The 23,035-nt window shown below is 68.9% G+C and carries 14 protein-coding genes; 7 read left to right on the top strand and 7 right to left on the bottom strand.

All coding sequences use genetic code 11. The annotated features are described in order from the left end of the window. Nucleotides 1-33: 33 nt before the first annotated feature. A complete protein-coding gene (locus PVW49_RS20790; RefSeq protein ID WP_274591465.1) occupies nucleotides 34-1,077 on the bottom strand; it encodes a ParB N-terminal domain-containing protein in 1,044 nt (347 codons plus the stop codon). A gap of 55 nt (nucleotides 1,078-1,132) precedes the next feature. After that, nucleotides 1,133-2,521, bottom strand: a complete 1,389-nt coding sequence (locus tag PVW49_RS20785; protein WP_048536046.1) for an AAA family ATPase — start codon at nucleotides 2,519-2,521, stop codon at nucleotides 1,133-1,135. 396 nt (nucleotides 2,522-2,917) lie between these two features. Here PVW49_RS20785 and PVW49_RS20780 point away from each other — a divergent pair, with 396 nt between their 5' ends. Continuing rightward, nucleotides 2,918-3,943 carry a replication initiator protein A gene (locus tag PVW49_RS20780; protein WP_074839863.1) on the top strand — a complete coding sequence of 342 codons (1,026 nt, stop codon included), beginning with the start codon at nucleotides 2,918-2,920 and terminating at the stop codon, nucleotides 3,941-3,943. A 30-nt stretch (nucleotides 3,944-3,973) separates the two neighbouring features. Here PVW49_RS20780 and PVW49_RS20775 read toward each other — a convergent pair whose 3' ends face one another. The 3 genes from PVW49_RS20775 to PVW49_RS20765 form a co-directional block, all read right to left on the bottom strand. Further along, nucleotides 3,974-6,484, bottom strand: coding sequence for a calcium-binding protein (locus tag PVW49_RS20775; protein ID WP_274591464.1), 2,511 nt, complete (start codon nucleotides 6,482-6,484; stop codon nucleotides 3,974-3,976). A gap of 147 nt (nucleotides 6,485-6,631) precedes the next feature. Continuing rightward, entirely contained in the window at nucleotides 6,632-7,297 is a 666-nt protein-coding gene (locus tag PVW49_RS20770; protein ID WP_048536095.1) for an ABC transporter ATP-binding protein, read from the bottom strand. 5 nt (nucleotides 7,298-7,302) lie between these two features. After that, the gene (locus tag PVW49_RS20765) at nucleotides 7,303-8,634 is read right to left on the bottom strand and encodes a sugar transporter (RefSeq protein WP_274591463.1); all 1,332 of its coding nucleotides are present in this window, start codon (nucleotides 8,632-8,634) and stop codon (nucleotides 7,303-7,305) included. A gap of 67 nt (nucleotides 8,635-8,701) precedes the next feature. Here PVW49_RS20765 and PVW49_RS20760 point away from each other — a divergent pair, with 67 nt between their 5' ends. The 3 genes from PVW49_RS20760 (at nucleotide 8,702) to PVW49_RS20750 (ending at nucleotide 14,175) form a co-directional block, all read left to right on the top strand. After that, entirely contained in the window at nucleotides 8,702-9,526 is an 825-nt protein-coding gene (locus tag PVW49_RS20760) for an ABC transporter permease (RefSeq protein WP_083416184.1), read from the top strand. A 135-nt stretch (nucleotides 9,527-9,661) separates the two neighbouring features. Beyond that, nucleotides 9,662-11,482, top strand: coding sequence for a glutamine--fructose-6-phosphate transaminase (isomerizing) (glmS, locus tag PVW49_RS20755; protein ID WP_274591462.1), 1,821 nt, complete (start codon nucleotides 9,662-9,664; stop codon nucleotides 11,480-11,482). 101 nt (nucleotides 11,483-11,583) lie between these two features. After that, on the top strand, nucleotides 11,584-14,175 hold the full coding sequence (locus PVW49_RS20750) for a glycosyltransferase (RefSeq protein WP_274591461.1): 2,592 nt from the start codon (nucleotides 11,584-11,586) through the stop codon (nucleotides 14,173-14,175). A 72-nt stretch (nucleotides 14,176-14,247) separates the two neighbouring features. Here the strand turns inward: PVW49_RS20750 and PVW49_RS20745 are convergent, their stop codons facing one another. Together PVW49_RS20745 and PVW49_RS20740 are read right to left on the bottom strand one after the other, a co-directional pair. After that, nucleotides 14,248-15,651, bottom strand: coding sequence for a phosphomannomutase (locus PVW49_RS20745; RefSeq protein WP_274591460.1), 1,404 nt, complete (start codon nucleotides 15,649-15,651; stop codon nucleotides 14,248-14,250). A 104-nt stretch (nucleotides 15,652-15,755) separates the two neighbouring features. Then, on the bottom strand, nucleotides 15,756-18,686 hold the full coding sequence (locus PVW49_RS20740; protein WP_274591459.1) for a hypothetical protein: 2,931 nt from the start codon (nucleotides 18,684-18,686) through the stop codon (nucleotides 15,756-15,758). Nucleotides 18,687-18,986: 300 nt separating this feature from the next. On the opposite strand from PVW49_RS20740, the gene PVW49_RS20735 reads away from it, so the two are divergent. Genes PVW49_RS20735 through PVW49_RS20725 form a run of 3 tightly spaced genes read left to right on the top strand, consistent with a single transcriptional unit; the run spans nucleotide 18,987 to nucleotide 22,968 of the window. Continuing rightward, complete coding sequence (locus tag PVW49_RS20735) at nucleotides 18,987-19,808, top strand: SDR family NAD(P)-dependent oxidoreductase (protein ID WP_274591458.1); 822 nt, start codon at nucleotides 18,987-18,989, stop codon at nucleotides 19,806-19,808. 20 nt (nucleotides 19,809-19,828) lie between these two features. Then, the gene (locus PVW49_RS20730) at nucleotides 19,829-21,505 is read left to right on the top strand and encodes an aldo/keto reductase (protein ID WP_274591457.1); all 1,677 of its coding nucleotides are present in this window, start codon (nucleotides 19,829-19,831) and stop codon (nucleotides 21,503-21,505) included. Beyond that, on the top strand, nucleotides 21,502-22,968 hold the full coding sequence (locus PVW49_RS20725; RefSeq protein ID WP_274591456.1) for a capsular polysaccharide export protein, LipB/KpsS family: 1,467 nt from the start codon (nucleotides 21,502-21,504) through the stop codon (nucleotides 22,966-22,968). The genes PVW49_RS20730 and PVW49_RS20725 overlap by 4 nt, the downstream gene beginning before the upstream one ends. Nucleotides 22,969-23,035: the final 67 nt, after the last annotated feature.

Genomic DNA, 23,035 nt, shown 5'->3' with positions numbered 1-23,035 from the left:
CAAATCAGGATAACCAGTTGAAAATAAACAATATCACTCTTTCCACTCTTTCAGCCACTGCTGCAAGGCGCTGCGAAACGCCGCCGAGACGCCGGGGCCGGAGAGCCGCAGCTCCTGCGCCTCGGGCTGCCAGTCCATGGAGATCGGCCCGGCGGCGGCCCCGGTCGCGCGCGGCCGTTCGGCCGGCGCCGGGCGGGGGGTGCCCTCGGCCGGGGTCGCCGCCCCGGCGCCGGTCCCGGCGCGCAGGGCGCGTTTCAGCACCACCTGCTCGGCCTCGGCATCGGCGGGACGGGCGGCTTTCAAGGCGCGCGCGAGGGCCTTGGCAAAGCCGCGATCCTCGCCCAGCCGCCGCGCCAGATCGAGGCCCAGCCGCTCGCCGATCGCCATCGGAAAGGCCAGCGCCCCGTCGAGATGGCGCACCAGGGCGACAAAGGACCGGATCTTGGATTTCTTGGCCCGGCTGGCCGCGGCATAAAGCGCATCCAGCGCCGCCCGGTCGTGCGGGAAGACGCCTTCCTCCACCGCCCGCACCGCGATGCGCGCGCGCTCGTAATGGCTGAGCCCGACGCGGACCTCGTTCTCCTCGACCATGGCGAGATAGGCCTCCGAGGCCTCGCCCGGCCGGGTCACCCGCGCCAGCACCGCGGCAAAGCGCGCCTCGCCGGTCTCCTCATGCAGCTGGCGCAGCGCGGTCAGCCGGCGCCAGCCCGAGATCAGCCCGTAGCGGCCGCCGGCGCGACCGGCGCCGAGATCGACCACCTCGATCGCCATCTGCTGGCCGCGGGCGCGCAGGCTGGCGGTCAGCGCCGCCTGTTCCTCGTCGGAAACGCCGATCCGGTCGCGTACCAGATAGGCGGCATCCACCGCCGCAAGCGGCAGGCTTTCGAGAAAGCGGCCATCGGCGCGGGCCCGGGCCATTTCCTCCGACAGCGCCTCGAGCGCCGCCGAGGAGGCGGTCTCGCCGGCGACCTGGGCGATCGGCGGGGTCGAGAGCGGACCGGGGGCGGCGCTGGGGGCCGGGGCGGCGGCCTCGAGGTAATCGGCGCGCGGCGGGGTCAGGCGTTTGCGACGGGCCATCAGCGGATCTCCGGCAGACAGGGACAGGACAGACGGGGAGAGGGCAGGGCGGGCGTCATGCGGCGCTCTCTTCGCGGGCGGCCTGTTCCTCGCGCCGCCAGATGCCCAGCAGCAGCTGCTTGAAGGCGGCATAGGTGGCGTCGAAGGTCTCGCGGCCGCGGGCATAGGTCTCGCGGTTGAAATCGCGGTAATCGGCCTCGTAGATGCCGTTGACCTGTTCCCCGGCCTGGCCGATCAGGGCGGTGAAATTCTGCCGGTGCGGCGACAGCACCCGACCGAGATAGGCCTGCATCAGCCCGGCAAGCTCGGCCTGCTGGCTGTCGTCGTAGCGGGTGATGACGGCGCGCACCGCATCCCATTCGAAATGCAGCTCCTCGCGGCCCAGCGCCCGGGCGGCGATGTTCTCGCTCTGCTCGATCGAGGTGAAGGTGGAATGCAGCATGTCGAAGAACCGCCCCGTGGAATCGAACTCCAGGAAAGAGGCGCCCAGCGGCACCAGCAGGATGTCAGAGGCGGCCAGCCCGTTGATCGTCAGATAGCCCAGCGCCGGCGGGGTATCGAGGAAGACCAGATCGTAATCGTCGAGGATGCCATCCTCCTCCAGGGTCTCGGTCAGCGCATCCCAGAGCTTCCAGCTGCGGCCCTGCATCCGCCAGACCGGGATCTGGAACTCGGCCCAGTAGAGGTTGAGCTGGGCACCGATCAGGTCGATGTTGGGCCAATGGGTCTTCTGCACCAGGTCGGGGGCCTTGATCTCCAGCGCCTCGCCCAGGGTGTCGTCGAGCGGCACCGGCGCCTCGCCCCGGTCCATCCGGCCCTGGTTGGTGGCGCGCAGGTGGCGGGCGTAGTGGCGCGCCAGCAGCGGGAAGACGGTCTGCCATTCATCCTCGACCTTGCCGTTGAAGATCGAGGTCATCGAGCCCTGGCTGTCGAGGTCGATCACCAGCACCTTGTAGCCGTCGAGCGCCGCCGACATCGCCAGATGCGCCGCCGTCGAGGTCTTGCCGACGCCGCCCTTGAAGTTTGCCACCGCCACCAGCTTGGCCGGCAGCCCCTCGGGGCGGTAAGGGCGGTAGTCGCGGCCCTTGGCGCCCTCTTCGGCGAAATGCGCCCTGAGCCGCAGCACCTCGTCGAGGGTGAACCATTTGGCGCCGCCCTCGGTCTCGGAGCGGCCCTGCGGCAGGGCGGGGTTCTGCCGCAGCACGCGGCGGAAATGCGCCTGCGCCACCGGGATCAGGTAACGGGTGATCTCCCAGGTGGAAAACAGCCGCAACCGGCGTTCACCGCTCTCGCCCATCCCGCGCGAGGCGAGATCGGCGCGACCGCGCGCACAGGCCTCCGACATCGACTTGAATTCCGCGGTCGACATCGGCGCGCCAAGCTCGGCCAAGGCGGCATCGGGGTCGATGTTGAAATAGGGAGGCCGCTGGTCGGATTTGTTCATTGTGCCGCTCGAATTTCGCTATGTGCTGCGTTTTCTCCAGTGTACGCAAAAAGGCAATACATTCAAATGGAGATCGCACATTGAGCCAGGTTTTCGGGGAAGAGCCGGTTTCGCCCGGGGGCGGGAGAAAAAAATTCCAGTTAGGAATCTGTTATATCTTTAGTTACAGGCTCGGGGCCTTTCGGCAAAGCCCCTGAAAACAAGGGGCTTTGAGGTGTTGCCGGAAGCCTGGGTGACTCTGATCCCACGATCGGGCGATTCCGAACCCCCAAAGCGCCGATTCCGATCCCACGTTGCCGCGATCCCCGGCGCTGGACGGGGGCTGTGGATAACCCTAGGGTGAGCGTTAATGAAAACACGATTCCCGAACAGCCGGGAACGGGCAGAGAGACGGGTATGACGGCGGCAACTGGCGGTAGCGGGGCAGGGGGGCTTTTGCCCGAACGCCACCCCACGGGGGATTTCTTTGTCTGCGATATCTTCGACGCCCTGCCCAAGGGCGACCTGGCGACGATGGAACACCCGGTGTTCTCGCTCTCGACCCGGCCGGACCGGCGCATCCTGTCCTATCTGCACAATGGCGCCGAGATCACCGTCACGCCTTCGGTGCGCGGTCTGGCGACGATCCATGACAAGGACATCCTGATCTATTGCATCAGCCAGCTGGTGGCGGCGCTCAACGCCGGGCGCACGGTGGCGCGGCAGCTGACGCTCCGGGCGCATGACCTGCTGGTCGCCACCAACCGCGAGACCAGCGGCGATGGCTACAAGCGGCTGCGCGATGCCTTCGAGCGGCTGGCCGGCACCCGCATCACCACCAATATCGAGACCGGCGGCCGCGAGGTGACCGCGGGCTTCGGGCTGATCGAGAGCTGGCAGATCGAGCGCCGGTCGAAGGGCGGTCGCATGGTCAGCGTGCAGGTGGTGCTGAGCGACTGGCTCTACCGGGCGGTGCTGGCGAAATCGGTGCTGACGCTCAGCCGCGACTACTTTCGTCTGCGCAAGCCGCTGGAGCGGCGGATCTACGAGCTGGCGCGCAAGCATTGCGGCCGCCAGCCGGGCTGGACCGTCTCGGTCGACACGCTGTTGAAGAAATCCGGCTCGGCCAGCCCGCGCCGGGTGTTCCGCAAGATGCTGCGCGACATGATCGCCGCCGATCACCTGCCGGATTACCGGATGGAGGAATGCGAGGGCGATCTGATCCGCTTTGCCCCGCGCGCTGCGGTGATCGAGAGCCCCGGTCGCGGCCCGGTGCTGAGCCCGCAGGTGATCGAGCAGGCCCGCGCCCTGGCGCCGGGGCAGGACGTCTATCAACTCGAGGCCGAATGGCGCGCCTATTGGCAGCGCTCGGGCCGGCCGCAGCTGCGCCGGCCGGGGGCGGCCTTTCTGGGCTTCCTGCGCCGGCGGCTGGCGCAGGACTAGCACCGCCTGTCGCACCCGGGCGCCGGGGGCTCACACCAGGGCGATGTTGTCCTCCAGCGCGGTGATGTCGGTCAGCCCTTCGAGAAACAGCACCTCGCCGGTGCCGAAATCGATCTCGATACCGCCATTGACCACGGTGGCATGGGCCTCGAGCAGCGCCTCGGCATCCCGGGCCCCGGTCAGCCGGGTGTTAAAGCGCAGCATGTCCTGGAAATCCTCGAAATCGGTGATCGTGTCATTGCCGAAGCCCTCGGCAAAAACGAAGGTGTCGCTCAGGGTGCCGCCGCGCAGCTCGTCGTCGCCGGCGCCGCCATCGATCCGGTCGACCCCCTGGTTGCCATAGAGACTGTCATTGCCGGCGCCACCGGTGAGCCAGTCGTCGCCCGATGCCCCCGAGAGCCAGTCGTCGCCGTTGCCACCGATCAGCGTGTCGGCGCCGATATTGCCGTAGAGGCTGTCATTGCCGATCCCGCCCTCGAGCGAATCCCAGCCGTAGCCGCCGGAGAGGAAATCATCGCCGTCGCCGCCGAACAGCTGGTCGCGGCCGTCGCTGCCATAAAGCGTGTCCTGCCCGGCATTGCCGTAAAGCGTGTCCCAGCCGGTGCGGCCGATCAGGAAATCGTCGCCGCCCCCGCCATGCGCCGCATCGGCGCCATTGCCGGGGCTGATCCAGTCGTTGCCGGTGCCGCCATACAGCAGATCGACGCCGGTGTTGCCGTAAAGCGTGTCATGACCGCCATTGCCATGCAGGGTGTCGGCGCCGGTGCCGCCCAGCATCGAGTCATTGCCGGCGCCGCCGTTCAGCAGGTCGGTCGAGCTTTCGCCATTGACGGTGTCGTTGCCATCCTCGCCATGCAGCACATCCGCGCCGGTGCCGCCGAGCAGCAGATCGTTGCCGTCCGCGCCATGCAGGGTGTCATGCGCCGCCGCCCCCTCGATCCGGTCATGACCCGGGCCGCCGTCAAGCGCATCGTTGCCGGCCAAGCCCTCGAGGGTGTCATTGCCTTCCATGCCCGCGATGGTGTCGTTCCCGGCGCTGCCGGTCAGCCGGTCGTTGCCGGAAGTGCCGATCCGGGGCCCGTCGAGACCACCCCCACCGCCGCCACCTCCGCCGCCGCCGGTGTTGCCGCCGCCCGAGCCTGCCCCGGCGGGCAGGCCCAGCATGTCGGTGTCGAGGAAATCTTCCGGCGCCAGCGCGGCGCCATTGGCTGTTTGCAGGATCAGGGTCTCGCCATTGAAGCGGATCTCGGCGCCATCGCTGCGGCTGGTGATCTCGAGCTGGCCCAGCGAATGGAGCCGCCCCCAGGCCGAGAGATCGACCCGGTCGGTGCCGGGGGTGAAATCGGTGATCCGGTCGGGGACGCCATCGGCGGCCAGCACGAAGACATCCGCCCCCGCCCCGCCGGTCAGCACATCCGCGCCGCCGCCATCAAAGAGCACGTCCTCGCCGCTGCCGCCGGTCAGGGTCTCGTTGCCGGTGCTGCCGATCTCGACCCCGCCGGCGGGGTCGAAGGCGACGGTGAGATGGGTGAGGCCCCGCTCGCTTTCGGAGGTGGCGAAGACATGCAGCACATTGCCCAGGGCGACCAGCTCCAGCGCCGAGACATTCATCAGCGTGCTGTCCGGCCCGTCGGCGATGGTGTCGAGATGCACGAGCTGGCCCGAGGGCAGGATCAGGAACAGGCTCAGCCCGTCGTCGGCGCCGCCGGCGACCAGGTAATGCCGGCCGGCCACCTCGGCGGTCTCCAGCACCGTCACCCCGCCAAAGCGGGTGGCGAGCGTGTCGAGCAGGTGGCTGCGCGGATCGAGCGTGCCATTGGCCGAGACCGCGAAGACCGACAGCGAGCCGCTGCCCGCCGCGCCGAGGATCACCAGCGTGGTGCCGTCGACCTCGGCCACCCTCAGCGCGCTGGGGTTGTGGACGCCCAGGCCCTCGGCCGCGCCGAGGCTGTCGGTGGCGGTGAGCTGGCCGCTGGCCGAGACCCGGTAGAGCGTCAGCCCCGACTCCGCCCCGCCCGAGGCCACCGCCACAAAGGTGGTGCCGCCGATCTCGAGCCCGGCCAGCGCGGTGGGCGCCCCGGCATAGGTGCCGGTGGTGTCGCCGCGGGCATGGACCTGGACGAGCTGGCCGGCGCTGCCCGGCGCCAGGGTATAAAGCGTGCCCACCCCCGGCAGGGCGGCGACATAGACCCGGCCACCGGCCAGGTCGAGCGGCAGCAGGGTCGGCGCCATCCCCGGCAGGGCGGAATTGCCAGCATAGACCATCTGGCCGATGCCGGGCACGAGCCGGTCCAGGGTCTCTTCGCGCACCGCCCAGCTCTGGCCTGCGGCGCTCCAGCCCACCCGCGCGGTATCGACCGGGCTGGCGCCTGCGGTCGAGAGCCCGCCGCCGGCCAGCTCGAAGCGGGCGAGGCTCTGCCCGCCCTGGCTTTCGACCAGCAATGTCGTGGCGCCGCCCGCTTGCGTCACCCAGAGGCCGGGCGCCCGCGCGTCCTGCAATATATTGGTGCCCAGCACCCCTTCGACAGCAAACTCCGCCATCTCTCACACCTTTCCCGCTACCCGGGACCAGGCATGCCCGCAGACCCCGGAGGGGCGCGGGCGAAAGCATGGCGAAAGGGGGGAGAGCGGGGCCGATTTTAGGAAAATGCGGCCGGGATGCGGTGGGGTCCGGCGATGTCCGCGGGGCTACTTGCGGGCCTTCTTCATGTTCTGCCCATGCACGGCGATGGCCTCTTCGAGGTCTTCATAGAAGGTCAGCTCGCCCTCCTCGAGCACCGCGCCGTAATCGCAGAGATTGCGGATCTCGGCGATCGAATGGGTCACCACCAGGGCCGAGGAGGTGGCCATGCGGTCCTTGAAGACCATGGCGCTCTTGGCCCGGAACGAGGCGTCGCCCACCGAGGTCACTTCGTCCACCAGATAGGTGTCGAACTTGATCCCCATCGAGATGCCGAAGGCCAGCCGCGAGCGCATGCCCGAGGAATAGGAGCGCACCGGCATGTGGTAATGGCCGCCGAGCTCGGCGAAATCGCCGACGAAATCCAGGAGCGCCTCGGTGTCGACGCCATAGATCCGGGCGATGAAGCGCACGTTCTGCGCGCCGGTCAGCTCGCGGTGGAAGGTGCCGGCAAAGCCCACCGGAAAGGAGATCTCGCCATCGGTGAGGATCTCGCCGCCATCGGGCGGGAAATTGCCGGCGATCATCTGCAACAGGGTGGATTTGCCGGCGCCGTTGCGGCCCATCAGCCCCACCGCCTTGCCGGTGGGAAACACCGCGTTGATGCCGCGGGCCACGTATTTGCGGCCCCGGCGGGCGGGAAAGCTCTTGGTCAGGTTGCGCAGCTCGATCATCGCGCTCAGCGGCGGTCCCGCAGGCTGTAATAGACCAGCACCAGAATGCACCAGCTGCCGAAGAGCACCATCGCCACCAGCCCGAGGATCAGCTCGCGGCGGGGGTATTCGGCGCTTTCGGCCAGGGTCGGGCGGACAAAGGCGGCGAGGTAGCGGCTCTGGCGCTGGGCATTGGCCTGGGCGGCGTCGAAATTCGACAGCGCCGAGGTGTACTTGTTCTCGGCAAATTCGCGCTCGACGGTGAGCCGCTCGAATTCCGCCACCACCTCGGCGTAATCGCCGGTCTCCTCCTGGCTGCCGCCGCTGCCGAACTTCAGCCGCTCCTCGCGGATGCGTTCGCGGATCGCGGCGATCCGGCGCTCGGCCTGGACGACGCGGGGGTCGTCCTCGCGGGCGGTCTCGCGCAGCAGGTCGTAATCGATCAGCTCGCGGCCCAGCATCTGCTGCAACGAACCCAAAAGCCCCATCTGCACCTGGATGTCGGCGTCGGGGTTGACGATCTGGTTGCGCGAGCGGAAGGCGGTGAGCGCTTGGCGCGCGGCGCTGAGCTGGTCGAGCGCGGCATTGAGCTCTTCGCGGGCATAGCGCATCGCATCCTCGCGGGCGATCGCCGAGAGCGCGTTGATCATCTCGCTGCTGGCGGCGAAAATCTCTTCGGCGATGCGCTTGGCGCTGTCGGCGTCGAAACTGAGCACCTGCACCTCGATCAGACCGGTGCCCGGGGCATAGGAGATCCGCACCATCCGGCGCCAGTAGTCCAGCAGTTCCTCGATCGAGGCCTCCGGCACCAGCGCAAAGACCGGATCGTTGGCGAAGGGCGCGGAATAGAGATCGCGCAGGCCGAGCCGGTCGTCGATCTTGCGCACCAGCTCATGCGACTGGATGAATTCGAACAGCACGTCGCTGTCGGAGGAACTGGCGGAAGAGAGATTGGAGAGCCCGCCCAGCAGATCCACCGCCGAGGGCGCCTCTTCGCGGCGCACGGTGAAGGCCACCGAGGAGGCATATTGATCCTGCGCCTGGGTCCAGAGGTAATAGGCCGCCACCCCCAGCGGGGCCAGCACCAGGATCAGGAAGGAGAACAGGATGCCCCAGTGCCGTCGCTGGCGCCGCGCCGGCGGGGCCGGCGGCCGCGGCTTGGGCAGCGGTTGCGCGGCCGGCTTGGCGGCGGGTTTGGCGGCGGGTTTGGCCGGTTTGGGCGCCGGTTTTGCAGCGGGCTTGGGCGCCGGTTTCGCATCGGATTTGGCGGCGGGTTTCGCCTCCGGTTTCGGTGCGGTCTCGGCGGGGTCCGACACGTTGTCCCGTGCCCTCTGATCCTGGGGTGATTGATCATTCATCACGGCTGTGTTCCAAAGGCACAGGTCAAATTTCGCTTGTCTATAGGGCAGATGGGGACATGCTGCAATGAAAGCCTCGACGGACACCGGGTTTCCGCCGCCGCAGCGCCCGCTGGCGCCACCGCGCAGCAGCGGCCGGATGGGGCGTGTGGTCGGGGCGCTGATCCTGCGCGAGATGTCCACCACCTATGGCCGCTCTCCGGGCGGCTATATCTGGGCCGTGCTCGAGCCGGTGGCGGGCATCGCCATGCTGGCGGCGGGGCTGTCGCTGCTGTTCAAGGCGCCCTCGCTGGGGACGAATTTCCTGCTGTTCTATGCCGGCGGGCTGTTGCCGCTGCGGTTCTTCCAGAACCTGTCGCAATCGGTGGGGCTGGCGATCCAGTTCAACCGCCCGCTGATGGCCTATCCGCGGGTGACCTATGTCGACACCATCCTGGCGCGGGCGATCCTGGCGGTGCTGACCCAGACCATGGTGGTGCTGATCATCTTCGGCGGCATCTTTTTCACCCAGGACATCCGCGAGACCATCGACCTGGCGCCGATGCTCCAGGGCTTCCTGCTCTGCACCCTGCTCGGGGTGGGGCTGGGCACCTTCAACTGCTTCATGTTCCTGCGCTTCGCCATGTGGAAGACCGCTTGGGGGATCGTGACGCGGCCGCTGCTGCTGATCTCGGGGGTGTTCTACATCTACGAGGATCTGCCGCGCATCGCCCAGGATATCCTGTGGTACAACCCGCTGATCCATATCACCGGCATCGTGCGCTCGGGGGTCTATTCGACCTATGATCCGACCTATGTCTCGCCGGTCTACGTCACGCTGGTCGGGCTTATCCCGATGATCTTCGGCACCCTGCTGCTCTGGCGGTACGGGCGGGAAATCCTTCAGCGCTGACCGGCAGATCCGCAAGCGCGCGCCGGGCAGGGGGCCGCGGCGGGCAGGGGGAAATAGAGATTGCCTTTCAGGCGCGGGTTTGCGATTTCCCGAGCGGTCCCCGGGCCGCTTATTGATTGATTGAGGAATTGAAACATGTGCGGAATTGTCGGCGTCCTGGGAAATCACCAGGCCTCTCCCATCCTGATCGAGGGCCTGAAGCGGCTGGAATACCGCGGCTATGACAGCGCCGGCATCGCCACGGTGAACGGGGGCCATCTCGAGCGCCGCCGCGCGCTCGGCAAGCTGGTCAACCTTTCGGATGCGCTGGTGCATGATCCGCTGGCCGGCACCGCCGGCATCGGCCACACCCGCTGGGCCACCCATGGCGCCGCCAATACCACCAATGCCCATCCGCATCAGCGCGGCCGGGTGGCGGTGGTGCACAACGGCATCATCGAGAATTACCGCGCGCTGCGCGCCCGGCTCGAGGCGCATCAGATCACCTCGGAAACCGAGACCGACACCGAGACCGTGGCCATGCTCTGCGACTGGCACCTGGGCCAGGGGCTGGCGCCGGTCGAGGCCGCCCGAGCGACCATTTCCGAACTCGAGGGCGCCTATGCTTTGTGTTTCCTGTTCCAGGGCGAGGACGATCTGATCGTCGCCGCCCGCAAGGGCAGCCCGCTGGCCATCGGTTGGGGCGAGGGCGAGATGTTCGTCGGCTCCGACGCGCTGGCGCTGGCGCCGATGACCAGCGAGATCACCTATCTCGAAGAGGGCGACCTGGCCATTGTCAGCCGCGCCGGGGCCGAGTTCCGCGATGCCGATCACCAGCCGGTCACCCGGGCGCGCAAGACCGTCGATCTCGAGGTGACCACCACCGACAAGGCCGGCCACCGGCATTACATGTCGAAGGAGATCGCCGAACAGCCCGGCGTTCTGGCCAATGCGCTGAAATACTACACCGCCGACCGCGAAGGCCGCCACCTGATCGAGGCGGGGGTGGATTTCACCGCCTATGACCGCATCGTCATGGTCGCCTGCGGCACCGCCTCGCTGGCCTGTTTCGTGTCGAAATACTGGTTCGAGCAGATTGCCCGGATCCCCGTCGAGATCGACATTGCCTCGGAGTTCCGCTACCGCGAGCCGCCGCTCAACACCCGCACGCTGGTGCTCTTTGTCAGCCAGTCGGGCGAGACCGCCGACACCCTGGCCGCGCTGCGCTATTGCACCGGCAAGGCGGGTCTGATCCTGTCGATCGTCAATGCGATGGAAAGCTCGATCGCGCGGGAAAGCGATCTCGCCCTGCCGATCCTCGCCGGGCCCGAGATCGGCGTCGCCTCGACCAAGGCCTTCACCTGCCAGCTCGCGGTGCTGGCGGCGCTGGCGCTACAGGCCGCGCGCCAGCGCGGCGCCGTCGATGCCGCCGCGGCGCAGGCGCTGACCGACCAGTTGCAGCAGGTCCCCGGCCAGGTCACCCAGGCGCTGGCCATCGCGCCGCAGGTGCGCACCGTCAGCGCCCGGCTGGCGCGGTATGACGATGTGCTCTTCCTCGGTCGCGGCGCGCTGTATCCGCTGGCGCTGGAAGGCGCGCTCAAGCTCAAGGAGATCTCCTATATCCACGCCGAGGGCTATGCCTCGGGCGAGCTCAAGCACGGGCCGATCGCGCTGATCGACGAGGAGATGCCGGTAGTGGTGCTGGCGCCGCATGACGCCATGTTCGACAAGACCGTGTCGAACATGCAGGAGGTCATGGCGCGCGGCGGCAAGATCGTGATGATCTCGGATGCCCGGGGCGCGGCCCGGGGCGGCGCCGGGGTCTGGCAGCAGATCGAGATGCCGGCCGTCGACGGGCCGTTCGCCGCCATCGTCTATGCGGTGCCGGTGCAGCAACTGGCCTATCACACCGCGCTGGAACGCGGCACCGATGTCGACCAGCCGCGCAACCTGGCGAAATCGGTCACCGTGGAATAGGGCCCGCCACGCCGTCGCCCTCCGGTATCGACCTGCCGTTCCGGCCTCGCTAAGCTGCGCCGGGCGCCCCGGGAAACCGGACCGACAGGCAGGAGGCCCTGATGACACCGCCGGAGATGACAGAGACCCTCAAGCGCGCCGAGGCGCGGTTCCGTGCCGGGGCGCGGGCCGAGGCGGTGGCGCTGGTGCAGGCGGCGGTGACGCGGCAGGCGCCCGAGCGGATCGTGCTCTTTGCGCGCCAGGCCGATGCGCTGCTCACTCGCCATGGCGAACGTCGTGCGGCGCTGGCCTGTGTCAGTGCCGCCTGCCGGGCCGCGCCAGGCCTGCCCGATCTCGACCTGTTGCGCGTGGCGGGGCTGCTGCGGCTGGGCCGGACGCCGGAGGCCGCCGCGGCGCTCTCGGGCCTCTTCGCGCCTTCCGACAAAGCCGCCCCCGCCGCCTATTGGCGCTATCTGGCGCAGGTTTCCTTGGCCCGTGGCGAGATGGCGCGCGCCTCTGACATCTTGGCCCGGGCGCGGGCGCTGGGCCATGACGACGCGGTGCTGCGCGGGCTCGGGATCCGGGCGCTGATGGCCGAGGATCCGCCAGAGGCGCTGGCCCAGGCCAGGCAGGCGCAGGCGGCGTTTCCTGACCACGCCGGCCTCACCCTGCAGCTGATCCGGGCAGAGCGCGCGGCGCTGGGTCCGGCGGCGGCGCGCGCGCTGGCCGAACAGGCGCTCGAGCGCTTTCCCGAAGGGGTCACCTTTCACCTCGAACTGGCCGACATCCTGCGCAGCCTCGGCGCGCCTCTCGCCGCCCGGGAGCGGCTCGAGTTGGCGGCGCGCTGCGATCCGCGCTCGCCGCTGCCGGCGGTGCAGATGGCGCTGCTGCATCTGGCCGAGGGCGACCCCCGGGCGGCGCTGGCGGCGGCGAAACAGGCCGAAACCCTGGGCCGCGACCTGCCCCGGGTCGAGCTGACTCTTGCTACCTGTCTCGAGGCCGCGGGCCAGCCCGAGGCGTCGCTGGCCCGGCGCGAAGCGTTGTTCGACCGCGGCCAGGCCGGGCCCTCGGGGATCCGCGACCTGATCAAGGCGCATCTCGCCCGCGGCGATCTTGCCGCCGTTTCGCGCTATCTCGCGGCCGGTCAGGAGATGTTCCCGGGCCATCCGGTGCTGGTCGAGCAGATGCTGCGCAACAGCGGGCTGACCGAAGAGGATTTCCCCGCCGGCCAGCTGACGGACTGGCTGGCGGGCTGCCTGCCCGCCCCCCGGCTGCGGCGGCTCCGGGCCGAGATGCGGCTGACAGCGTTGGATCCCGCCGGCGCGCTGGCGCTTCTGCGCCAGGCCCCGCCGGCCGAGCGCGACATCCAGCATGCGGTGCTGGTGGCCAAGGCGCTCTATCTCGGCAACCGGATCGCCCTGGCGATGCGCTACCTGCGGCTGGCGCTGCGGCGCTGGCCCGGCGATCCGCGGCTGGCGGGGCTGGTCGTGGCCAGTTTCGCCAAGGCGGGTCAGGACCGGGCCGGGCTGGCGCTGCTGCAGGCGGCGGCGCAGACCGCCGAGGGGCCGCCCGCCGCGCTGGCGCGCCATCTGATCAAGCCGCTGGCCAATCTCGGTGCGCTCGAGGCCGCCAGGGCGGCCTTCCGCAAGGCGCTGGCGCAGGCGCCGGAAAAGCTGCGCGCCGAGGCGCATGCGCTGCTGCGCGAACTGGCCGCCCGCGGCCAGGCCGCCGCCGCCGCCGAGGTGCTGGAAGAGGGCCGCGCCGCCGGGGTCTGGAGCGATCCGCATTTCCAGAAGACCCTGCTGGGCCAGAACCTGACCGAGCTGCGCATTGCCCTGCACAGCCCCGAGACCGGCCCGCTGCGCCCCCTGGCACCGGAGGATACCAGCGGCCATGTGGCGCTGGTTCAGGCCGAGCCGAGCTCGAATATCGCCGCCATGCGCTTTCTGCAGCACTGGCAGGCGCATCTGCAGCCGGCGCCTGAGGCCCGTGCTGAGGCCGCTGCGCCGCTGGTGCCGCGGCGGATCGTGCAATACTGGAACAGCCCCGTGCCGCCCGGGCCGATTGCGGCGATGATCGACAGCTGGCGGGCCGCGCCGGGCTGGGCGCATCAGCTCTTCGACCGCCGCGCCGCGCTGCTCTACCTGCAGGCGCATGGCGACCCCGACTGGGCGCGGGCCTTCCGGCTGGCCAACAACCCGGCCGAGGAATCCGATTTCCTGCGGCTCTGCCTGCTGGCGCGCGACGGCGGGGTCTATGCCGATGCCGATGACGTGCTGACCGGGGAGCTGGAGACGGTGGTCGACCGCGGGGCCGGCTTTGTCGCGGTGCTCGAGCCGGGGCTGTCGACCATCGGCAACAATTTCCTTGCCGCCGCGCCGGGCCATCCGCTGCTTGTGCTGGCGGCAGAGATGGCCTGCGAGGCGCTCCTGGCGCGGGCCAACGAGACCACCTGGTCCAAGACCGGCCCGGCGATGCTGGGCCGGGCGGCGGCGCTCTACCTTGCGCGCCAGGCCGAGACCGGGGCGGCGGGGGATATCGCCCTGCTGCGCTATGACGACATCCTCGGCCGGATCGCCATGCACAACCGGGTGCGGCACAAGCAGGGCTCGGGGGATTGGCGCCACAGCAGCCGCCCGCGCAACGAACGGGTCTTTGCCAACGCCCTGCAGGAGAGCCTGGACCGGCATGCGGCGGCGGCCTCGGCGGCCTGAAGTTCAAGGGAGCGGGCAGGGCGCGCTGTCCGCTCCGCCTGCCCGCGATGATCAGCCCGGGCTCAACCCGGCTCAGGCGGTCGGCGCCTCGGCGGCGCCCAGCACCTTGCCCAGTTTTTCCAGGTATCCGCTCACCAGCGTCCGGGCTCTGGCGGCGCTGCCGGCTTCGGCATAGCAGCGGAACTCCGGCGCATTGCCCGAGGGCCGCAGATGCACCACATCGCCGCCCTCGAAGGTCACCCGCAGCCCGTCGGTCAGATCGACCCCGGCCTCGACGTCGTCGACGAACGCGGCCCTGGCGCCGGCGTCCCGGCTCAGCTGGGCGAGAAAGGCCTGCGAGGTCTCGGTCGGGATGCCGGTAATCCGGTCGGCGGCGGTGAACCGCGCCGGCAGCGCCGCCACCAGATCGGCCAGCGCGCGGCCCTCGGCCCGGGCCGCCGCCAGCGGTGCCAGCATCGGCAACAGGCAGTCGCGGGTCATCAGTGGCGCCAGCGGCCCGGCCGGACCCTCGGCCGCAAAGCCCAGAAGAAAGCCGCCATTGGCCTCGTAGCCCACCACCCGGGCAGTGGGGTCCTCGTCCAGCGCCGTCTCCATCGCGGCGATCACGAAAGGCGAACCGATGCGGGTCAGCTCGACGCTTTCGAACTCCGGCATCTGGCGGACCATCGAATTCGACGACACCGGGGTGCAGATCACCCGGGCGCCGAGGCTGCGGGCGGTCAGCGCGCCCAGCACGTCGCCCGGCACCACCGCGCCCGTCGCATCCGCCAGCATCGGCCGGTCGGCATCGCCATCGGTCGAGATCACCGCGTCGAGGTGGTGTTCTGCGCACCAGCCCGCCAGCATGGCGCGGGTCTCCGGGTCGAGCGCCTCGGTGTCGACCGGCACGAAGGTCTCCGAGCGCGCCAGCGGCACCGCAGCACCGCCCAGGGCCTCGATCACCTCGATCAAAAGGTCGCGCGCGACCGAGGAATGCTGGTAGACGCCGATCCGCAGCCCGTCGAGCGCCGCCGGGCCGAAGCCCGCGACCGAGCGCTGGAGATAGGCCGCAGCGGCATCGCTTTCGCGGTAGCTGCCTTGGTGGGTGCCGGGCGCGCGCCCGAGGGCCGCGAGGATGCCCCCCTCGTCACGCTTGGAGATCTCGCCGCCGGGCACGTAGAATTTCAACCCGTTGCGGTCGGCGGGAATATGCGAGCCGGTGACCATCACCGCCGCCTTGCCGGCCGCCAGAGAGGCCAGCGCCAGCGCCGGCGTCGGCAGGGCGCCGCAGTCCACCACCTCGAGCCCTTCTGCCCGGGCAGTTGCCGCCACCACCGCGGCAATCCGCGGCGAGGAGGGCCGCAGGTCACGGCCGAGATAGAGGGCGCCGCCATGCGGGCAGGCGGCGAGGAAGGCACGGGTATGGTCCGCGACCAGGGCGTCGGTCAACTCGGTGACAAGACCGCGCAGGCCGCTGGTGCCGAATTTGGGAGGCATGGGTGAAAAGGTCCTTTTGATAAACGGATACCTTTTCCTCGCAAAGCCGGTGGCAAAGCTCAAGTCCCGCCGGACACGGGGCAGCACCGGCGGGCAGGGGGCGATCACGCGGAGGGTTCGATGGCCTCGCCGGTGATCCGGTCCGCCAGCAGCGAGACATGCGGGTCACCCTTCTTGAGGTAGGTATCGAGGTCTTCCTTGATCCAGTAGGGGGGGTAGACCACTTTGTTGGTCACCGGGCGCGCGTGATAGCGGTAATCCAGCGCGAAACGGCCGTTCGACATGTAGTCGAGCCAGAGCCCGGCGCGGGGGCGCATCTCGGGATGCGGGGCGACCGGATCCTCGAAACGCAGCATCCGGCGGTAATGCTCGGGGCTTTCGGGCACGTGGTGTTTCACCGGATAGTCGATCGGCCCGAAGTGGTTGGCCTGGATGCAGGGAATGTTGAGCAGCGACATCTCGATCGCCACCGTGCCGTTGTAGATCAGGCCCAGATCGGTAAAGCGCGACAGGGCGGTGATGTCGAACCAGCGGTGGCCGAGCTTGATGACATTCTCGGGCAGGTCATCGGGCAGCAGATCGAAGAAATACTGGTTGAGATAGGTGGCGATCTCTTCGTTCAGCTCGTGCGGGTGCGGCTTGATCAAGAGCAGCGTGTCGGAACCGCGCACCGCCTCGATGCTGTCGAGCAGCCAGGACTTGAAGTCGGCATGCACCGGCCCGCCATCGAAGGGCACGGCGCTGTCGCAGACCACCCGGCCGAACAGGCAGGCGACCTTGCCGCCCCTGGCGCGCCATTCGTGGATCTGCGCCTCGCAGGCCTCGGCCTCGGGATCGATCGCCTTGACCGGGCCGGAGGTCCGCTTGGCGGTGGCGATATGTTCCACGGTCTCGAGGATCTCCTCGGCGCGATGGTGGTTGGCCTGGTAGTATTCCTCGAAGAAGGCCGGCCGCGGGAAGGAGGCCGAGCGCACCTCGTTGTAGGCGGTGACATTGCGGATCACGCAGCGGGTCGAGATCTCGTGGCTGAAATTGGCGAAGTAGTTCTCGTAGCCATTCGCGGTCTGCAGGGCAAAGAACGACTTGGGATCGCCGACCTTGTCGCAATAGAGCCGGAACAGCGTGTCCGGCAGGCGCGAGTTGAACAGGGCGGTAAAGCCCGCGCGAATGTCCTGCTTGCTCAGCCGGTCATGGGCAAAGACCGTGGCCCTGGCGGCCAGCTCGGTCCAATCGCAGAGCTTCTGCAGCGTGCCGGTCAGCGCCGGGCAGGTGAAATCCACGTCATAGGCGCGGCGGTTGATGCGGGCATCCTCGAGCAGCGAATGCTGCAGGTTGAGCCCCATCCATTCGATCCGGCCTTCCTGCGGCGCGGCCACGAAATCCTCGAGCTGCGGGAAGACCTTGGCGGCCTCGGGCGAGAGCCGGCATTCCATGGTGATGCAGCCGTTGAGCAGGTCGATATCGGCATTGCCGGTGGATTCGCGCGGCAGCAGCCCCTCGACCAGGCAGACCGAGGCCCAGCCACGCCGGCGCATCTCCATCAGCACCACCAGGGGATATTTCCGCAGCTGGTCGATATTGCGCGCGGCAATCACCAGAACACCCTTGGGGTCCTGCGGCTGCGGCACGGCGGCAAAGGCATCGGCGGTGTCGATCAGGAACTGCAGCTCGGCATGGCGCCGCAGCAGGTTCCAGTGCTGCAGCGGGTTCAGCTTGGCCGGCTGGCACAGCAGCCGCACATGCAGACCCTGAAGCACCTCGAGCGCTTCCTCGAAGCGGCTCTGCCGTTGCAGGATGTTCACGTAGTAAAGCGCGCTGACGGTTTCGCGCTGGGCCTGCGGGATCTTGCGGAAGATCCGGTCGGCCTCTTCGAAGGCCCGGACCCAGAGCGCCCATTTGAAATAGGCCTTGACCTCATGCGCCTTGGTCGGCGCCACCGGCAGGGCGCGGCGGATGTTGCGGCTGCGCCGGACCCAGTCGGGATCGTCGTCCAGCACCAGTTCCGGCAGGGTCAGCCAGATCGCCGTCTCCGGCGCGCCGGCGGCGGCAAAGGCCTCGATCTGGGTCTTGATCTTCTCCAGCCCCTCGGCCTGGCGCAGGGTGCGGAAAGTCCCCAGCGCCGAGAGCAGGGTGTTGACGATATGCACCGCCTCGGTCTCGTCGAGCTTGGTCGGATCGATATCGGCGGTCAGCCCGGCCAGCTCCTCGGTCATCTGGTCGATGCTCTTTTCGGCGAGGGCATAGGCCTTGTGATAGCTGTATTGCCGCCGCACGCTCTGGCGCAGCATGTCGGCGATCGCCTTGACCCGGGCATGGGGGGTGGCGGCATTCTCGAACTCGGTCTGACAGGCCGAGAGATAGCCGTCGACATTGCGCGCCTCGAGCAGGGGCTCCTTGAAGGACACGCTTTTCTTCTTGCCGTCGGCCACCTTGGCAGAGCGGCCGCTGGTGTCGAGCCAGCCCATCTGCTCGCGCGCCACCAGGTCGACCACCCGCCAGACGTGCTTGAGCGCGGCAAAGGTGCGGCGAGACCGGGCCTCTTCCTCGGGGGTGTCATGCTTGGTCTCGGACAGCCGGGCCATGGCGTCCTGGACGATCTTGCCGGCCTCGAGATATTCACCGGCCTTGGAATGCAGCGCGGCGTAGAAATAGACCAGGAAGGGGCTGAAGGGGGCATCCTTGAGCGCCTTGTTGGCGGCGGCGCGCAATTGCCGGCGGCCGTCCTCGCTCACGATGTGCTTTTCGAGATAGAGCCCGGCGGCCCGGGGCATCGGCTTGCCGATGGATTCGAACTGCGTGGCGATCCACAGCACCCGCGCCAGGTTGCCCCGCTTCATCCAGCGCGCCAGCCGGTCGGAGAAATCCTTGTGGCGGAGCTTGGTGATCCCCGGCGGCGAGGGGCGCCCGGCAAAGGCGGTGTTGATCACCTCGCGGGTCCGCATGTTGTTGGTCAGACGGTGGTCCCACTGGCGCAGCAGCTGGCGGGCCTGCTCCTGGCGCTTCATCCGCAGCAGCAGCTCGGCGCGCCGCAACATGAGATTGTAACGATGACGCCGCAGCGTTAATTTCAAATAGTGTAGAGGACGCTTCGGGCGCGAGACCTCCGAGCTGGGAAGCGAAACCATGAGGACCACTATCTGCTTGTTTCTAATATTGTGCGCCAAATGCCGTTAAGGCAGGGGGCAAGTCAAGTATGGGCTACCTGACCCTTGCGAGGCAAGGGCAGTGCCCGGATTGTCAGGTTGCGCGGCGGGACACAATCCTGATATCGGCAAAAGGCAGATAAAGACAATTGATTTGAAGGGTTCGGCATGGCGGAAACAGGGGCAGACGACATGTGCGGCTTGGACGGAATGTTCGGACTGTCGGGCCGGACCGCGCTGGTGACCGGGGCGGGCGGCCATCTGGGCGGCGCCATGGTGCGCGCCCTGGCCGGGGCCGGGGCCCGGATCTACCTGGCCGGGCGCAGCCTCGCGCCGCTCGAGACCCTGGCGGCCGAACTGAACGACACCCGCACCGCCGAGGCCGGCGCATCGGCGCAGGTGCTGCAGATGGACGTGACCGACGCCGCCTCGGTCGAGGTCGGGCTGGCCCGGATCACCGAAGAGAGCGGGCGTCTCGACGTGCTGGTCAACAATGCCCATTCCGGCAAGACCGGCACGTTGGAAAGCGCCCGCGCCGAGGATTACACCAATGCCTTTGCGGTTTCGGTGCAATCCATGGCGGAACTGGTGCGCAAGGCGCTGCCGCTGCTGCGCCATGCGGTCTCCGAGAGCGGCCAGGCCTCGGTCATCAACATCTCGTCGATGTATGGCATGGTCAGCCCCGATCCTTCGATCTACGGCGACAGCGGCCACAACAGCCCGCCCTATTACGGCGCGGCCAAGGCGGCGATCCTGCAATATACCCGCTACGCGGCGGTGCATCTGGCGGAGGAGAAGATCCGCGTCAATGCGATCAGCCCGGGGCCCTTCCCCAAGGCCAGGGTGGCCGAGACCATGCCCGAGCTCTGGGAGACGCTGAACCGGAAGTCGCCGATGAAACGGGTGGGCCAGGCGCGGGAAATCGGCGGCGCCGCGGTGTTTCTCGCCTCGGATGCGGCCAGCTACGTGACCGGCATCAACCTGCCGGTCGATGGCGGCTGGACCGCCTGGTAACCCCAGCCCAAGGAACCCCCGTGACCGCACGCCCTTCCCAGACCTCCGATTCCCGCCCCCTGCGGGTGGTGCTGCAATGTCGCCTGTCCTCGAGCCGGCTGCCCGCCAAGGTGCTGCTGCCGCTGGCCGGCATGCCGATCGCGGTGCTGGCCGCCAAACGCGCCATGCGCGGCGGCCATGACGTGGTTCTGGCGACCTCTGACGAGGCCTCCGACGACCTGCTGGCCCGCGAGGCCGCGCGCCACGGGGTGCCGGTCTGCCGCGGCCCGCTCGACAATGTGCTGGGCCGCTTCCTGATTGCCACCGAGGATCTGCCGGACGCGGCGCTCTGCGTCCGGCTGACCGGCGACAACAGTTTTCCCGACGGCGATTTCATCGACACGCTGGTGACGCTGATGCAGGCCCACGGGCTGCGCTATGCGGCGCATGGCGGCAACCGCACCCAGCTGCCCTACGGCATGGCGGCCGAGGTCTTCGAGGTGGGCGCCCTGCGCGCCGCCGCTGCCGCCACCGAGAACCCCTTCGATCTCGAGCATGTGACGCCCTGGATCCGCCGCCAGCATGCCCCCGCGCGGATGCCGGCCTTTCCCGGGCTCGACCGCGACTGGGGCCATCTGCGCGCCACGGTGGACACCTTCGACGATTACCGCCGGGTCGGCGCGGTCTTTGCCGATGTCGAAGACCCGGTGAATGTGCCCTGGCAGGAGTTGGTGACCCGGTTGCAGGCGCAAGCCGAGGCGCCGGAGTTCCACGTGCTGCAACGGCCCGGCGGCCCGGCCGGCCTGGTGCTGGGCACGGTGCAGCTCGGCCTGGCCTATGGCCGCGCCAATACCGCCGGCCTGCCCGACGACGCCGAGGCGGGCGGCATCGTGCATGACGCCATCCGGCACGGGGTCGCCGAGATCGACACCGCCCGCGCCTATGGCCAGAGCGAAACCCGCCTGGGCCGCATCCTGGCGCGGGGCTGGGCCTCGCAGGTGCGAGTGCTGACCAAACTCGACCCGCTGGCCGGGCTGACCGAGGCCAGCCCGGCCGAACTGATCGCGGCGCGGGTGCGCAACAGCGTGCTGTCCTCGCTGCTGGCGCTGGATCTGAAGCAGCTGCCGGTGCTGATGCTGCACCGGGCCGATCACCTGGAACTGGCCGGCGGCGCGGTGATGTCCACGCTCGAGGCGCTGCAGGCCGAGGGCCGGATCGGCGCGCTGGGGGTCTCGGTGCAGGCCCCCGAAGAGCTGACCCGGGTGCTGGCCGAGCCGCGGATCAGCCATGTGCAGCTGCCCTGCAACCTGCTCGACTGGCGCTGGCGTGAGCTGGCGCCGCGGATCAAGGCGCGCTCGGATCTGCGGGTGCATGTCCGCAGCGCCTATCTGCAAGGCCTGCTGACCCCCGCTGACCCGGCCCGCTGGCCGGCAATCGACGGCGTGGAGGCCGCCGATCTGGTCGCCAGTCTGACCGCCCTGGCGGCGGATCTGGACCGGCGCGACTGCCGCGATCTCTGCCTTGCCTATCTGCGCGGCCTGCCCTGGATCGACGGGGTGGTCGTCGGGGTGGAAACCCGGGCGCAATTGGCCGACAATCTGGCGCTTTTCCGCCGCCCGGCGCTGAGCCCCGAGGAGATCGCCACGGTCGATGCCCGCCTGCCGCGGGTGCCGGCGGCGCTGCTGGATCCCGCGGGCTGGCCGCGCGCCGCGGAATGAAGGTCTATCTCGATCGCCCGGCGGGTCTCTGGACCCGCGAGGACGATGGCCTCGAGGAGGCCCGCTTTGCTTTCGACCAGCTGTGCAAGGCGCTGCTGCGGGCCGACATCGCCTTCGAGGTCTTCGAACGGCGGCCGGGGATGGATGCGGTGATCTCGGCCTGGCTGCAGGACGGCATCTATTACACCTATCACAGCGAACAGCCCGCGCCGGGCAGCTATTGCTTCAAGCGCGGCGGGCTGCCCTTCCTGTGGCACATGGACCCCTGCGGCTATAGCGGCTGGGCCGAGATCGCGGTCAGCGCCGCGGCGCAGGAGCGCGCCGCCGGGTTCGACCTTGACCGCGCCCGCGCGGTGGTGGCGCAGTACCGCGCCCGGATGCAGGGCGAGAACCTGTCGCTCCTGCCGCAGCCCGAGCGCGCGGCGGATGAGGCGGCCCTGGCCGGGCTCTCCGGCTTTGTCTTCTACCCGCTGCAGGTCAACGAGGACATGGTGCTCAAGCTGGCGGAGATCCCGCAGTACGAGGCGCTGCGCACCGCCGCCCGCCTCGCCGGAGAGCGGCATCACCCCCTGGTGATCAAGCGCCATCCGCTGTGCCGCTCGCAGCTGATCTCCGATCTGCTGGAGGAGATCTGCGATCTGCCGCATGTGCATGTCTCCGAGGCCTCGGTCAACACGCTGCTCGAGCATTGCGGCACGGTGCTGGTCACTAATTCCAGCGTCGGGCTGCACGGGCTGATCTGGGGCCGGCCGGTGGTGAGCATGGGGGGCAGCGAATATGCCCATATGACCCGGGAAATCCGCTCCGCCGAAGAGATCGCCCGGGCCTTCGACCCCGCCCCAGCGGCGATGTCGGCGCGCCAGCTGCGCCAGCTGGGCCATCTTTTGGCCGAGGATCTGGTCGACATCCGCGACTGCGGGCAGATCGCCGCCCGGGTGCAACGGCATCTCGGCGAGGCGGCCGAGGCCGCGCCCGCCGCGCCCCCGGCCACCGGGGCCGAGCGCCTGCCGCAGGCCGATGACGACACCCGCCGCCTACTCTCCAATCTGCACCTGCTCGACCGGCATGCCCGCGCCGAGCTGGATTTCGTCCTCGCGCGCTATGGCGAGATGGACGAGGCCAGCCGGGCGCCGCTCCGCGACGTGCTGGCCGGGCTGGCCCGTGACAAGACCCATCTGAACCGGATCCTGCAGCGCACCGATCCGATCCTGGCGCTGAAATGCCTGCGGTTCTTCCAGTCCCGCAACGAGACCGCGCGGATGTGGCAGGTGATCGCCGCCCAGGCCCGCCAGCCCGAGGCGCCGGTGACGCAGCTGTTCCTCTATGCACGCTGGCTGTTCGAGAACGGCTTTGCCGAGACCGCCGCGCCGCTGCTGAGGCAGCTGCTGCAGCGCACCGATATCAGCGAGGCGCAGGAACGCTTTGTCAGGGCCGCGCTGGCCAGGCTCGCGCGGCAGGGCTGAGCGGGGCCGGTGTTGTGTTTGTTGTGTTGTGTTGTCTCAAGCCTGATCGCGCGGAATCCGTCTTATG

Source organism: Marinovum sp. PR37, from assembly GCF_028807375.1.
GTDB classification, from domain to species: domain Bacteria; phylum Pseudomonadota; class Alphaproteobacteria; order Rhodobacterales; family Rhodobacteraceae; genus Marinovum; species Marinovum algicola.
Note: the sequence above shows the minus strand (reverse complement) of the source record. Positions and strands in the feature narration are given on the sequence as shown.